This window comes from Neobacillus niacini (assembly GCF_031456445.1).
Classification (GTDB): Bacteria; Bacillota; Bacilli; order Bacillales; family Cytobacillaceae; genus Neobacillus; species Neobacillus niacini_I.
Map to the genome: position 1 here is coordinate 143,994 of NZ_JAVDUQ010000002.1, position 12,923 is coordinate 156,916.

General features: G+C 36.6%; 16 protein-coding genes. 8 read left to right on the top strand and 8 right to left on the bottom strand.

Annotation, left to right across the window (positions count from 1 at the left end; all coding sequences use genetic code 11):
• Positions 1-42: 42 nt before the first annotated feature.
• Together pflB and J2Y67_RS03440 are read right to left on the bottom strand one after the other, a co-directional pair.
• Positions 43-2,268 (bottom strand): formate C-acetyltransferase, encoded by a 2,226-nt coding sequence (gene pflB / locus J2Y67_RS03435; protein WP_310170603.1) that lies wholly within the window; start codon positions 2,266-2,268, stop codon positions 43-45.
• Positions 2,269-2,551: 283 nt separating this feature from the next.
• On the bottom strand, positions 2,552-3,004 hold the full coding sequence (locus J2Y67_RS03440) for a cupredoxin domain-containing protein (protein WP_310170605.1): 453 nt from the start codon (positions 3,002-3,004) through the stop codon (positions 2,552-2,554).
• 222 nt (positions 3,005-3,226) lie between these two features.
• Between J2Y67_RS03440 and mprF the strand changes: the two genes are divergently transcribed.
• Positions 3,227-5,755, top strand: a complete 2,529-nt coding sequence (gene mprF, locus J2Y67_RS03445) for a bifunctional lysylphosphatidylglycerol flippase/synthetase MprF (protein WP_310170607.1) — start codon at positions 3,227-3,229, stop codon at positions 5,753-5,755.
• 39 nt (positions 5,756-5,794) lie between these two features.
• On the opposite strand, the gene modB is transcribed toward mprF, so the two are convergent.
• Entirely contained in the window at positions 5,795-6,397 is a 603-nt protein-coding gene (gene modB, locus J2Y67_RS03450; protein WP_310171167.1) for a molybdate ABC transporter permease subunit, read from the bottom strand.
• On the opposite strand from modB, the gene J2Y67_RS03455 reads away from it, so the two are divergent.
• Positions 6,318-6,485: a hypothetical protein gene (locus J2Y67_RS03455; protein ID WP_310171195.1), complete on the top strand. Its 168-nt coding sequence runs from the start codon at positions 6,318-6,320 to the stop codon at positions 6,483-6,485. The genes modB and J2Y67_RS03455 overlap by 80 nt on opposite strands.
• Positions 6,486-6,617: 132 nt before the next feature.
• On the opposite strand, the gene J2Y67_RS03460 is transcribed toward J2Y67_RS03455, so the two are convergent.
• On the bottom strand, positions 6,618-6,881 hold the full coding sequence (locus J2Y67_RS03460; protein ID WP_310170610.1) for a hypothetical protein: 264 nt from the start codon (positions 6,879-6,881) through the stop codon (positions 6,618-6,620).
• A gap of 96 nt (positions 6,882-6,977) precedes the next feature.
• On the opposite strand from J2Y67_RS03460, the gene J2Y67_RS03465 reads away from it, so the two are divergent.
• Positions 6,978-7,466, top strand: a complete 489-nt coding sequence (locus J2Y67_RS03465) for an Hsp20/alpha crystallin family protein (protein ID WP_310170613.1) — start codon at positions 6,978-6,980, stop codon at positions 7,464-7,466.
• 89 nt (positions 7,467-7,555) lie between these two features.
• Entirely contained in the window at positions 7,556-7,990 is a 435-nt protein-coding gene (locus J2Y67_RS03470) for a hypothetical protein (protein ID WP_310170616.1), read from the top strand.
• Between the two features lie 29 nt (positions 7,991-8,019).
• Here the strand turns inward: J2Y67_RS03470 and J2Y67_RS03475 are convergent, their stop codons facing one another.
• Complete coding sequence (locus tag J2Y67_RS03475) at positions 8,020-8,262, bottom strand: YkuS family protein (protein WP_133337998.1); 243 nt, start codon at positions 8,260-8,262, stop codon at positions 8,020-8,022.
• A 99-nt stretch (positions 8,263-8,361) separates the two neighbouring features.
• Here J2Y67_RS03475 and J2Y67_RS03480 point away from each other — a divergent pair, with 99 nt between their 5' ends.
• Entirely contained in the window at positions 8,362-8,493 is a 132-nt protein-coding gene (locus tag J2Y67_RS03480) for a YuzL family protein (protein ID WP_133337996.1), read from the top strand.
• A gap of 56 nt (positions 8,494-8,549) precedes the next feature.
• On the opposite strand, the gene J2Y67_RS03485 is transcribed toward J2Y67_RS03480, so the two are convergent.
• The gene (locus J2Y67_RS03485; RefSeq protein ID WP_310170623.1) at positions 8,550-10,169 is read right to left on the bottom strand and encodes an ABC-F family ATP-binding cassette domain-containing protein; all 1,620 of its coding nucleotides are present in this window, start codon (positions 10,167-10,169) and stop codon (positions 8,550-8,552) included.
• Positions 10,170-10,367: 198 nt separating this feature from the next.
• Between J2Y67_RS03485 and J2Y67_RS03490 the strand changes: the two genes are divergently transcribed.
• Positions 10,368-10,502 carry a hypothetical protein gene (locus J2Y67_RS03490; RefSeq protein ID WP_256218458.1) on the top strand — a complete coding sequence of 45 codons (135 nt, stop codon included), beginning with the start codon at positions 10,368-10,370 and terminating at the stop codon, positions 10,500-10,502.
• 61 nt (positions 10,503-10,563) lie between these two features.
• Here J2Y67_RS03490 and J2Y67_RS03495 read toward each other — a convergent pair whose 3' ends face one another.
• A complete protein-coding gene (locus J2Y67_RS03495) occupies positions 10,564-11,166 on the bottom strand; it encodes an SCO family protein (RefSeq protein ID WP_310170626.1) in 603 nt (200 codons plus the stop codon).
• Between the two features lie 130 nt (positions 11,167-11,296).
• Between J2Y67_RS03495 and J2Y67_RS03500 the strand changes: the two genes are divergently transcribed.
• Positions 11,297-11,686, top strand: a complete 390-nt coding sequence (locus J2Y67_RS03500) for a CidA/LrgA family protein (RefSeq protein ID WP_310170628.1) — start codon at positions 11,297-11,299, stop codon at positions 11,684-11,686.
• Positions 11,670-12,347, top strand: coding sequence for an LrgB family protein (locus J2Y67_RS03505; protein ID WP_310170629.1), 678 nt, complete (start codon positions 11,670-11,672; stop codon positions 12,345-12,347). Before J2Y67_RS03500 ends, J2Y67_RS03505 begins: the two co-directional genes overlap by 17 nt.
• A 130-nt stretch (positions 12,348-12,477) precedes the next feature.
• On the opposite strand, the gene J2Y67_RS03510 is transcribed toward J2Y67_RS03505, so the two are convergent.
• A complete protein-coding gene (locus J2Y67_RS03510; RefSeq protein WP_310170631.1) occupies positions 12,478-12,897 on the bottom strand; it encodes a hemerythrin domain-containing protein in 420 nt (139 codons plus the stop codon).
• Positions 12,898-12,923: the final 26 nt, after the last annotated feature.

Below are 12,923 nucleotides of genomic sequence, written 5' to 3' on the forward strand. Positions count from 1 at the left end.
TTAGGCAGGAGCCCCTCCTAGGAGGGAAGCCCCTTCTATACACTATAAAGATTCATGGAAGGTCCGGTTAATAACATCGAGCTGCTGCTCTTTTGTTAATTTTATAAAGTTCACCGCATATCCGGAAACACGGATGGTTAACTGCGGATATTGTTCCGGATGTTCCATTGCATCTACAAGTGTTTCTCGATTAAAGACGTTAACATTTAAATGATGTCCTGATTTAATGGCATATCCATCTAAGATCGATACAAGGTTGCGAATCCTTACTTCTTCCTCTTTTCCTAATGCCTTCGGAACGATGGAGAAGGTGTTTGAAATTCCATCCATAGCATAGCTGTATGGCAGTTTTGCGACAGAAGAAAGAGAAGCTAAGGTTCCTTTTGTATCGCGGCCATGCATTGGATTTGCACCTGGTGCGAATGGTTCTCCTGTTCGGCGTCCATCCGGTGTATTCCCTGTTTTCTTACCGTAAACAACGTTTGAAGTAATCGTTAAAATCGACAAAGTATGAACAGAATCACGGTAAGTGTAGTGCTTGCGGAGCTTTTGCATAAAGCTTTTTACAATATCAACCGCAATGCTGTCAACCCGATCATCATTGTTTCCGTATTTTGGGAAGTCACCATTTGTTTCAAAATCAATGGCAATCCCGTTTTCATCGCGGATGACTTTTACTTCGCCATATTTAATCGCACTAAGAGAGTCTGCTACAACACTTAAACCAGCAATTCCAGTGGCCATTGTTCGAAGAATATTCGTATCATGTAAGGCCATTTCAATTCTTTCATAGCTGTATTTATCATGCATATAATGGATGATATTTAAGGTATTAATGTATAGACCTGCCAGCCATTCCATCATTTGATCAAATTTTTGCATGACTTCTTCATAATTCAATACATTCGCTTTAATTGGCTGATATTGGGGCCCAACCTGAATTTTTAATTTTTCATCAACACCGCCATTAATGGCATAGAGAAGGGCTTTGGCTAGGTTCGCGCGTGCCCCGAAGAACTGCATTTGCTTGCCAATTTCCATTGCTGATACACAGCAGGCAATACCATAGTCATCGCCATATTCCGAGCGCATAATGTCGTCGTTTTCATATTGAATGGAGCTCGTTTTAATTGACATTTTCGCACAAAAATTTTTAAAGTTTTCCGGAAGCTGTGTCGACCATAAAACGGTTAAATTTGGCTCCGGTGCAGGACCTAAATTATCCAGGGTATGCAGGAAGCGGAAGGAGTTCTTTGTAACCAACGGACGTCCATCGAGTGCCATTCCGCCGATTGATTCTGTTACCCATGTTGGGTCGCCACTGAATAATTCATTATAATCCGGTGTGCGGGCAAATTTTACAAGGCGAAGCTTCATAACAAAATGATCTACTAATTCCTGGGCGTCTGTTTCTGTTAAAATTCCATTCTCTAAATCTCTTTCAATGTAAATATCGAGGAAGGTTGAGACACGGCCAAGACTCATTGCAGCACCGTTTTGCTCTTTAATCGCTGCTAAATAACCGAAATACAGCCATTGAAGGGCTTCTGCCGCATTTTTTGCCGGTTGGCTTAGGTCAAATCCGTAACTAGCTGCCAATTCTTTTAATTCCTTTAAGGCACGATATTGCTCTGATAATTCTTCTCGTAAACGAATATTGTCTTCAGTCATCACGCTGCTAGTGTGGTGATAATCTTTTTGTTTTTCTTTGATCAAGAAATCGACGCCATATAAAGCGACACGGCGATAATCCCCAATAATGCGCCCGCGTCCGTATGCATCTGGCAGTCCGGTAATAATTCCTGCTTTTCGAGCACGCAGTATTTCAGGGGTGTAGGCATCAAAAACACCTTGATTATGCGTTTTACGATAATCAGTAAAAATTCTTTCAATTTCGGGATTTAATTGATAGCCATATGCTTCGCAGGCCTGTTTTGCCATCCGAATCCCGCCAAATGGCTGTAAGGAACGATTGAATGGTTTATCGGTTTGAACCCCAACTACTTTTTCAAGTTCTTCATCAAGATAGCCAGGTCCATGAGAGGTAATGGTTGAAACTGTTTCAGTATCCATTTCCAGGACACCACCGTTTTCACGTTCCTGTTTGGTTAGACCCATAACTTGTTCCCAAAGCTTATTGGTTGCTTCTGTAGCATCGGTTAAAAATGAGTCATCTCCCTCATATGGAGTGAGATTTTTTAAAATAAAATCTCTGACGTTTACTTCTTTTGTCCAAACACCTTTGTTAAACCCTTGCCATTGTTCCATGATTTTTCACCTCTTATTTTTAATAAAACATATAACAGATTTGATATTTATATCTTACATACAGTATAACAGCTAATTTGTGAAATTCATCACAAGCAATAGGATCAATTGTTAAGATATTGTGAATAAAGGGTTTGAATGGGGAATTTGTCTGTCTTTGTTTAGCAAGGAAGTAGTTGCTGTACTAGAATAAAATTAAGTAAACCATATATCTGTTATATAATAGGGCGATTGCTAAAGGAGGCAATATTAAAGAGAAAAAGCAGGAATAATCTCCTGCTCTTTAATCAACGACAATATCAGCGATCATTGGTCCATGATGTGCCTTGTCTGAATGGACTTCACAAATTAAGTGGTAAGTTCCTTCGTTATCAAATTGAAGTGGAACCACTGTCTCTTCTCCCTTTTTAACGGTGCCTTTGATACTGGTCCCCTCAATATAAAAAGGATGTTCTTCACCATTTATACCATTTATATATAACTTCGCTTTTTCTCCTTTTTCTAAGATAATTTGACCGGGATCCCAGCGGTAGGCCTCTAATTCTTTACCATCCCTTGTTTGTGACTTATATTCAACGGTAACCATATGGATTTCACGAATTTTTTCATTTGCCTGCTGGTTAAATACAGCTGTATCGCCTGCCTTTAATATAAACCAGGCAGAGATTGTTACGAGAACAAAGCCAACTGCTAAGAAGAATAACAAAGTTTCTTTCTTAAATACTAAAAATCTCATTTCTATAACCCCCCACAGATTTGTCCTAATAAATGTTTATGGGGAAAGGCTAGAAAACTTGTCTTTTTTTAAAAACTTTTAAAGCAAATCATTCTAAACGGTTGGGGACTCAATAAACTGTCTAAAATAGGATTAAGCAATGTCAATCAAAAAAATTGTTTTCTTTTTCCTTTGGAAAAGTTTATATTGAAACTAGTAGAGAAAAAATAGGTGGTCATCTTGTTGGGGATTAAAAAAGAAAAATTATTAAAATCAGCAAAATTTATCTTTCCACTGTTTTTATTGATTTTTGCCATTGTTGAAATAAAGAAATTTACAGGAAATGTGAACGGACAATTACTTGAGAATGAATTGCATAAATTACATATCAGCATGCTATTTCTTATCCTGGCCATAACGTTTGCGGCCGTGCTTCCAATGATGCTTTACGATGTCCTGTTGGTTCGAATTCTTCGATTAAAGGTACCTAAAAAGGAGCTTTTAGAACAATCCTTTATCGCCAATTCATTTTCCAACTTAATTGGATTTGGTGGTATTATCGGGGCGATGCTAAGAACCTATTTTTTTCATAGTCTCGAACAGGATAAGCGAAAGCTGTTAGGGGGAATCGCAACTGTTTCCCTTTTTTATTTAACTGGAATTTCAGTTCTATCGTGGTTTGTTACGCTATTCTATCATCACTTTCCATTGTTTAGGGATGCGAAATGGCTGTTTTTTGCAGTCCTTGGCGTTGGATTATATTTACCGATATTCCTTTTCATACATATTATAAAAAACAAAAAGGACAGTCCATCCCTAATAACCATTCATTCTTCGGTAAAATTAATTATTGTTTCCGTTGTCGAATGGTTTGCCGTTTTTCTGGCCATCTGGATTTTAAGTCACCTTTTTGGGATTTCGATTTCTTTTGAGCAGCTTTTCCCGGTGTATATTATTGCTGCTTGTGCAGGAATCATTAGTATGATTCCTGGGGGGCTGGGCTCATTTGATTTAGTATTTATTTGGGGAATGCAGGATTTACATATTCCGCAGGAAAAAGTGATTGTACTCCTTTTATTTTATCGATTTGGGTATTATATTTTACCGTTTTTAGTCAGTATTGTTCTCTTTGTCAAAATGTATTGGGAAAAATGGAACAAAACCTGGAGCAATTTGCCAAAATTGATTGTTCAGGGATTCAGCCATATGGTATTAACCATGATGGTATTTCTCTCAGGATTGATTCTGCTTTTATCCGCAAGTGTCCCGGGTATTATGTCGCGGCTTAGGATTGCACAGGAGATTCTCTCATTTCCGATTATTAATGTCTCGCATCAGCTCTCAGTTGCCGCAGGTTTCCTTTTATTAGGATTATCAAGAGGCATTGAGTATAGTGTCAAGAGAACATATGAATTAACCATGTTCGTGCTAATTCTTGCGGCGTTATTCTCTATTTTTAAAGGAATTGATTATGAGGAAGCGATTTTTTTAATTATTGTTGCACTTCTTTTAAGAATGGCAAAGGGGCAATTTTACCGTGAAAGCTATGTTCTTACATGGGGGAAAACCTTATTTGATGTCACATTGATTTTAATTATTACCTCGATGTATATTTTAATTGGTTATTTAAATTTACCTTCAGCCAAATTAGAAATGCCAAGAAGGTTTTTACCATATGTAATCGTTGATTACCATGACTTATTCAATAGTGCTTTCATAGGTTTGATCATCGCATTTTTAATCCTTGTTTTTGGTTATTTAAGCAGTAAGCCGAAAAATTGGAAATTTGAGAAATCAAAAAGTCAAGAACGAGATATTATCACTCATTTAACAAAATATAAGGCGAAGGTTTTGTCCCATTTAATTTTTCTCCATGATAAGTATATTTTTTGGAACAGCAAAAGGAATGTCCTGATTTCTTTTCAACAATATGCAGATAAGCTTGTCATTCTAGGCGATCCTATCGGAGAAAAAAGAGAGTTATCAAGCGCAATTGAGGAATTTCAGGAAATTTCAGATTTGCATGGTTTCACACCTGTTTTCTATCAGGTGAGCGATGATATTCTGCCATTACTATACGGCAGCGGTTATGCCTTTTTTAAATTAGGTGAGGAAGCGAACGTTAACCTTAATACCTTTTCACTTTCAGAAAATAATATGAAGGATTTACGATCCTTACGAAATAAATTTATGCGCGAGGACTATCAGTTTGAAATCATACATCCGCCTTTTTCTGAAGATTTATTAAATGTATTAAACGAAATATCAAACGACTGGCTTCAAGGCAGAAACGAAAAAGGGTTTTCTGTTGGGTTTTTTGATCGTGCTTATTTAAATAAAGGACCCATCGCACTTGTTAAGGATGAAAATAATCAAATTCTTGGTTTTATCACGATTATGCAGGTATATGACGAGCAAAACACGGTTTCCATTGATTTAATGAGGGTGAAACCGAATACACAGTCCGGGTTGATTGATTTTCTTATTCTTTCTTTAATTGATTGGGCGAAAGAACAGGGATATGAGCGTTTTAACATGGGAATGGCGCCGCTCGCAAATGTGGGAATGTCCAGATTTGCCTCTTTAAGTGAAAAAATTGCGGCACAAATTTTCTATCATGGGCATTTTATTTATCACTTCCAGGGACTGCGAAAATTTAAAGAGAAATATACAAATATTTGGGAGCCCAAATACCTTGCCTATCGAAGAAAATCCTCGCTGCCGTTTACAATGGCGCAAATAACCTTATTAATTTCGAAAAAAAGACAGTAGCTTCACTTAAAAGAAAAAGCCATGGACAGCGGCAGCTGTTCATGGCTTTTGTTTTGCAGAGTAATTCGTTACGAAAAGCATTAAAAAAGAAATGACAATCATGGATAGGACTAACATCCAAGCGAGTGACATATTCCCTGAATCCATTGCTACATAAATTGCGGTAGGGGCTGTTTGGGTCTTACCGGGTATATTACCGGCGAACATAAGGGTGGCCCCAAATTCTCCTAGGGCTCTGGCAAAGCTTAAAATCAAGCCTGTAACCATGGATTTACCTGATAAGGGAAGAGTGACAAATAAAAACACCTTTATTTCATTTGCACCGTCGACTCTTGCTGCCTCTTCAATATCTTTATCAACCGACTGAAACCCTAATTTTACCGTTTGGAACATTAGTGGAAATGCAACAATGGTTGAAGCAATCACAGCTGCCCATGTAGTAAACATGATCGATTGATGAAAAATTTCTTCAATTAAAACACCAACAGGGCTATTTCTTCCGAAAAAGAAGATGAGTAAAAAGCCAATTACAGTTGGCGGTAGGACAATGGGAAGCATTAGTATGGTTTCAAGAAATGCTCTCCCTTTAAATGCCCAAAGTGAGAATAATCTTGCAAAAATAATCCCGAATATAAAAACAATAACGACGGAAATCGATGCTATTTTTATCGATAAAGAAATGGGGGACCAAAAATCATTTGGAAACAAACTCATCAATCCAATACATTAAAGCCTAATTTTTCGAATACAGTTCTCGTTGTCTTACTTTTTAAATACTCATAGTAGAAAGAGTAATTGTACTGTATTCATTATATCTAATCAGAGAGAATCCTCAAAGAAAAACTACATATTTGTTTTGCGATTATTCCTCCCTGCATGGAAAAGGATTGGCAATGGTTTCAAATGAACTTGGGGAGTCAATTTGATCCCGGTCGTCTACAAAACTTCTATTCCCAAAAAAGTCACTTTTATCACCAAAGTTCTGCCCATATCCTTGATTTTTTTTGTCTGAATTATGCCATTCAGCCAAAAGATTTTGCCCGATATTTACAGCAGATGCATTTTCAAAGGAATTAATTTTAATCATAAATATATTTATATTAATATACGGAACCGGAGCCGGCATGTTATCTCCTCCTTATGCTTGTGGTTAAATATATGCATTGTTCTTGAGGTTTATCCCGCATGAACGGGGCAAGAGATGAAGGAGGTGTGTAAATAGATGGATATGGATAAATTAAAACAATGGCTGGAAGTCGCTCAAAATATGCATGGCGGGGATTTCTGGAAAAATATATTTGAACAGGATTTTGCGAAACAATTTATGAATGATCCTTCATATAAATCACCAAGTTACGAAAATGGAGAAAAAAATATACGTGAGGATAAAAACTCTCGTAATTTTCCATCGATTGATATTTTGGAAGGGGAAGAGGAAGTAATGGTATTGATTGAGCTCCCTGGTGTCAGGAAAGAAAATATTGAATTAGGTCTTAACGGGGATATTCTTACCATTAAAGGGACAGCACTCCCTATCCATCCCAATTTAAAAATAGCCTATTCGGAAAGGTTTTATGGTGAGTTTAAGCGGCAGATTAAACTTCCGGATCAAATTAGTCCAAGTGAAATAAATGCAAAGTTTTGGAACGGCATTTTATTTGTCAGCTATCAACGGAAAATGGAGAAAGGAGAAATGATCCCGATTGACTAGAAAATGGCTCCTATTCTTTATTTGGACATGTTTAATTTAAACCACCCATATATATAAGTAAGGTATAAAATAAGGGAGCGTTCACAAACATGTCATTAAAAGATTTATTCGTTATTTTCAGTAATAATGATTATGAAAAAAACTTGAAAAAGAAACTGACTTCCTTAGAAATTGAAATAGAAGAGTTAAAAAAAACTTTATTGGCGATTCAGGAACAAGAATCGGGCATTCAAGAAAAAAGCGTAAATCATAAGGAGCCGCCAATCATCATTGAAAAAATTAATATTGAAAAAATCATTTTAGATAAATATGAGCTGAATAATAATTTTGGCCAGTTAGGAATTAAGGAACTGAAGGGTAAATTAAATATTGGTGCCACGTACGGAAGTGAATTTACACCGAACTTAAATGAGGGAGAAGAAGAGGAACCCATCAGAAAGGAGAAAATGAAAAAGCAAAATAATAATTCCGGACTAAAAGTAAATATTAACCCCAAAAGAGAAGAAGATATGAAAAAAGACTAAGGTTTTCAACCTTTAGTCTTTTAAGATAACTATTGAAGCCTGCTTTCCACCTGTTGGCATACTTCGTCAGCGGACATTCCATTGGCATCAATGACCGATCCTTTTGTATAGGTATCTTGCATTCCCATAACGTTAGAATCCATACCAGTAACAACACAGCAATCACAATTCTGCGCATCTGATTCCTGCTTCAATTCAACAACATCATACCCTTTTTCCCTTAGTGCCTGTTGAATATTTGTAAGAGATTGTTCTACACCAATCTTTGCCATACAAAACACCTCCTCTGTACATTATCTTGCCTAAGTTTTCCTGAATTATTCCGCATAAGTACCGATATTTTTCCAAAAAATATAATGGGAGGTGTTCATATGGGAAAGCGTAAAAAAGATGCTTCGACGATAGGGCTTAATTCTTCTCAGGTTGAAGGACAAGGGACGACCAATACGGAAACAGGAACGAGGTCTGAGCCATCATCCCGTCGTAGGAAAAAAAGCCCTTAGGCACTACTGGAGCTAGACAGAAAAAAAGCAGGCACGTTTGCGTGCCCGCTTTTTACTTATTGGTACATTTCAGCAACTTGCTTTTGAATATCAGCATTTTCAAGATATTCATCATATGTCATTTGCTTATCAACCAATCCTTTTGGTGTCAATTCAAAGATTCGATTGGCAATGGTTTGAATAAACTGATGGTCATGGGAAGAAAACAGGAGTGATCCCTTAAAATTGATTAATCCATCATTTAATGCAGTAATGGATTCCAAATCTAGATGGTTTGTAGGCTCATCCAACAGTAAAACGTTCGCACCATTTAGCATCATTTTCGAAAGCATACAGCGAACCTTTTCACCACCTGAAAGTACGCTAGCTTTTTTCAATACTTCTTCACCGGAAAATAGCATTCTTCCTAAAAAGCCCCGTAAAAAGCTTTCGCTTTCATCTTTAGGTGAAAACTGACGGAGCCATTCCACAAGATTTAATTCACTGTTCTCAAAGAACTCGGAGTTATCCTTTGGAAAATAAGCCTGACTTGTTGTAATTCCCCATTTAAAGGAACCGCTATCGGGTTCCATTTCACCCATTAAAATCTTAAACAAAGTGGTTTTTGCAATCTCGTTTGTTCCAACAAGTGCAATTTTGTCTCCTTTATTCATAAAGAAGCTGATATTATCAAGAACCTTTACACCATCAATCGTTTTAGTTATGCCTTCAACTCTTAAAAGATCATTTCCAATTTCACGTTCCGGTGTAAAACCGACAAATGGATACCGGCGTGAAGATGGCTTAATATCATCTAACGTAATTTTGTCTAATAGTTTTTTACGGGAAGTAGCCTGCTTGGATTTGGAAGCATTTGCACTAAAGCGGGCAATGAAGCTTTGCAGCTCCTTAATTTTTTCTTCCTTCTTCTTGTTGGCGTCAGAAGCCATCCTTGATGCTAATTGGCTCGATTCATACCAGAAATCATAGTTCCCAACATAGATTTGGATTTTACTGAAATCTAAGTCAGCGATATGGGTACAAACCTTATTTAGAAAATGACGGTCATGGGAAACGACAATAACGGTATTCTCAAAGTTAATTAAGAAATCTTCGAGCCACCCAATCGCTTTAATATCTAAGTGGTTAGTAGGCTCATCCAATAGCAGTACATCAGGTCGGCCAAACAGTGCCTGTGCAAGAAGTACTTTTACCTTCTCAGATCCTGTCAATTCTGCCATTGTTTTATAATGCAGGTCTTCTTCAATCCCAAGACCTTTTAAGAGAATAGCGGCTTCTGGTTCAGCCTCCCAACCGTTCAACTCGGCAAATTCACCTTCAAGTTCAGCAGCCTTCATTCCATCTTCATCGGTGAAATTTTCTTTCATGTAGATGGCATCCTTTTCCTGCATTACTTCATACAGTCTCGCATGACCCATAATAACAGTTTTTAAAACTTCATATTCTTCATACTCAAAATGGTTCTGTTTTAATACTGCCATCCGCTCATTTGGTCCAAGTGAAACGGTCCCGGTTTGAGATTCGATTTCACCGGAAAGTATTTTTAAAAATGTAGATTTTCCGGCCCCATTTGCCCCAATCAAACCATAGCAGTTTCCAGGAGTAAATTTGATATTGACATCTTCAAAAAGTTTTCGGTCTCCATATCGTAAGCTTACATTACTAACAGTAATCATAGTTAAAATCCTCCAAAACAAAATATCTATTTATTATATCACTAATAACGGAGAGAACGAAACTATTAGTCATTCCCAGTGTAAGGAAGGGTTCTCAACAACATGAAAAAATTTCTAAAATTTTTTTCGTGTTTTAACACTTTATTCATATTTTTGTTGTAGAATGAACGTATGATGCATTTAAAGAAGGTGAGAAGTATGGCAAAAAAGCAGCTTACTGAATTCGTGAATAAATTAAAAAAAGCTGGTATTAAAGTGAGTCTTACAAAACCAAAGTCCAATTACCTTTTATCCTTGCAGCAAATTAAAAGATATCCTTCATCGGTGAATTAAATAGGTTGAAAAAAGCGGTTAATCCAATGGACTAACCGCTTTTTTTAAATAAAAGGCCATTCTACTTAATTTTTTTCATGATTTTTTCATACACTTCTTTTTTGTCGAATTTTTTCCCCATTGGGAATTTGGCGATAAATTTATTATTTTTGTCCACTAAATAAGTGAAAGTCGTATGGATGAATTGCCCGTTACCTGGGTCCTTATATTGAAATTGCAAAGAGGTAGCGATTTCTTTAATATTTTTCTGGTCTCTTTTCATGTACTGTTTATCCCCTGTTAAAAACATCCAATTTTGATTATTGCTGATTCCGAATCCTTTCATATAACCTTTTAATACCTCAGGAGTATCGCGGTAAGGATCAATGGTGATGGTAAGGAATTCGATCTCCTTGCCAAAAACACCACTTTTCTCTAATTCTTGTTTTAAAACTTTCATTTTTTGAGTAGTGGTCGGACATATATCCGGACAATGAGTATAAATAAATTCCACAAGCTTTAGTTTTGAATCGTTCTTTCCAAATTTGTATGAATCCCCATTTTGATTAATTAAGGTAATATTTGACGGTATAGTTGCATTTGCATCACGAATCAGAAAAAAAGCAATTCCAGCAGCGATCCCAACGAATACAGCTAGAGTGCAAATAAGGTAGATTTTTTTCATTTTGTAACCCCTCCTATCAATAAGATAAAGAAGTTTTTTTAAAAATGATATGGATAATTTGTGAACAAAGGATATGAAGTTCAAACGATTATCCTTTATACTAAATAAAAATGAAGTGGGGGTTCATTGGATGAAAAAGGTTTGGAAAATTTCCTGGCAATTGTTTATCTTAGTTTTGATTTATCAAATCGGAAATTGGACTGTCCATTTTTCTCATTTAAAAATCCCAGGGAACGTAATGGGGTTGATGTTTCTATTAGTTATGCTTTGGCTAAAAATCATAAAAATTGATCAGATTGAACTGGTCGCCAGCTGGCTTTTAAAGCATTTAGGATTCTTTTTCATCCCTATTTCCGTTGGTTTAATGACTCTAGGTCCTAATTTGCTTCATAAGGGTTTATTTTTCCTTCTAATTCTAATAATCAGTGCGTTCATTGGTCTATTAGCCGCCGGGAAAATAACTCAGGCTGTCATTAAGAAAAAAGAAAAGGCAGTAGATTATCATGATCACGCTAGTTAGTATCCTTTTAACGCTGTTTATCTATAAAATGACACTTCTATTAGCAGGAAAGTTTCCAACACCATTAACCAGCCCTGTATTTTTAAGTACAATTTTGATCATTGCCATTTTACTTGGACTACATATAACTTATGATGAATATACTCCCGCGAAAAATATCATGACTTTTTTGCTTGGCCCGGCTACAGTTGCCCTCGCTGTACCTATTTATAAAAACGGGCATCTTTTATTCAAATATTTTAGTGCTGCATTAATCGGGCTTATCACCGGTACGGTTTTGACAATCGGATTTGCCCTTATTTTAGCAAAAGCCTTCCACTTTTCAAAAACGATTCTGCTTGCGTTAAGTATTAAATCTGTAACTGTACCGGTGGCAACAGAGATTGGAAAAATTTTAAATGGGAACCTGCCGCTTATCGTTGCATTTGTCATTATTACTGGGATAATTGGTGCAATGTTTGGTCCGAAATTATTAAACTTGTTCAAGATTGATCATCCTTTTGCTAGGGGTTTGTCGATTGGGACGATTGCTCACGGGATTGGAACCGCTGAGGCAGTTAAGGAAGGGGAAATTCAAGGGGCGGTAGCAGGTGCGGCGATGGGAATCGCTGCGATTCTGACATCCTGTATCCTGCCGTATCTTATTCCTATATTTCTTTAAAAATTTCTGCCAGAGTTCTCTCCCATTATTGATAATCCATTCCAAATTGAATATGCGATATCGAAGACTCAATTTTCAACGGGCCGCAATGACAACGATTAAAAGCTGGAACCCTGTTCCAGCTTTTTGACTATTCTTCAGTGAATAGATATTTTTCTTCTTCAAGATTATGAAGTTCAAATAGGACAAGTAATGCATCGAAATAACGAGTCATCTCCACAGTCATTCCGTTTTGTTTCATTTTTTCTTTAATCATTGCCACAATTAATTCTAATAATTGATGATCGCGTTTTAATTTAATAATGGTTTCGTTTAATTCGGGTTGTTCTTTTAGTTTTTCAACAAAAAAACCTTCTTCCTCTGATTGGGCATGGGCAAGTGTCCTTGTTTCCCAATGTTCGATCAATGCCTCAGCTACTTCTTTTATTTTATCATTTTCACCTTCTTTTACCAGTTCTTTTAGGACTACTGTTAAATCTCTTGCTTCTGTATAAATTCCGTCATGGATGGAATGATGGGAGTGTTTTTTTCTTAAAGATGGACCGGACATTTTCTTTCTCCTTTTACATTAAATCT

What these genes read in the sequence shown, in the direction of transcription:
- J2Y67_RS03500 (WP_310170628.1), top strand. Translation starts at nt 11,297, where the DNA reads ATGAAAAAGGTTTGGAAAATTTCCTGGCAATTGTTTATCTTAGTTTTG.
- J2Y67_RS03440 (WP_310170605.1), bottom strand. Translation starts at nt 3,004, where the DNA reads ATGAGATTTTTAGTATTTAAGAAAGAAACTTTGTTATTCTTCTTAGCA.
- pflB (WP_310170603.1), bottom strand. Translation starts at nt 2,268, where the DNA reads ATGGAACAATGGCAAGGGTTTAACAAAGGTGTTTGGACAAAAGAAGTA.
- J2Y67_RS03475 (WP_133337998.1), bottom strand. Translation starts at nt 8,262, where the DNA reads ATGGCAAAGATTGGTGTAGAACAATCTCTTACAAATATTCAACAGGCA.
- J2Y67_RS03465 (WP_310170613.1), top strand. Translation starts at nt 6,978, where the DNA reads ATGGATATGGATAAATTAAAACAATGGCTGGAAGTCGCTCAAAATATG.
- J2Y67_RS03490 (WP_256218458.1), top strand. Translation starts at nt 10,368, where the DNA reads ATGGCAAAAAAGCAGCTTACTGAATTCGTGAATAAATTAAAAAAAGCT.
- J2Y67_RS03510 (WP_310170631.1), bottom strand. Translation starts at nt 12,897, where the DNA reads ATGTCCGGTCCATCTTTAAGAAAAAAACACTCCCATCATTCCATCCAT.
- J2Y67_RS03505 (WP_310170629.1), top strand. Translation starts at nt 11,670, where the DNA reads ATGATCACGCTAGTTAGTATCCTTTTAACGCTGTTTATCTATAAAATG.
- J2Y67_RS03495 (WP_310170626.1), bottom strand. Translation starts at nt 11,166, where the DNA reads ATGAAAAAAATCTACCTTATTTGCACTCTAGCTGTATTCGTTGGGATC.
- J2Y67_RS03470 (WP_310170616.1), top strand. Translation starts at nt 7,556, where the DNA reads ATGTCATTAAAAGATTTATTCGTTATTTTCAGTAATAATGATTATGAA.
- J2Y67_RS03485 (WP_310170623.1), bottom strand. Translation starts at nt 10,169, where the DNA reads ATGATTACTGTTAGTAATGTAAGCTTACGATATGGAGACCGAAAACTT.
- J2Y67_RS03460 (WP_310170610.1), bottom strand. Translation starts at nt 6,881, where the DNA reads ATGCCGGCTCCGGTTCCGTATATTAATATAAATATATTTATGATTAAA.
- J2Y67_RS03455 (WP_310171195.1), top strand. Translation starts at nt 6,318, where the DNA reads ATGGTTTCAAGAAATGCTCTCCCTTTAAATGCCCAAAGTGAGAATAAT.
- J2Y67_RS03480 (WP_133337996.1), top strand. Translation starts at nt 8,362, where the DNA reads ATGGGAAAGCGTAAAAAAGATGCTTCGACGATAGGGCTTAATTCTTCT.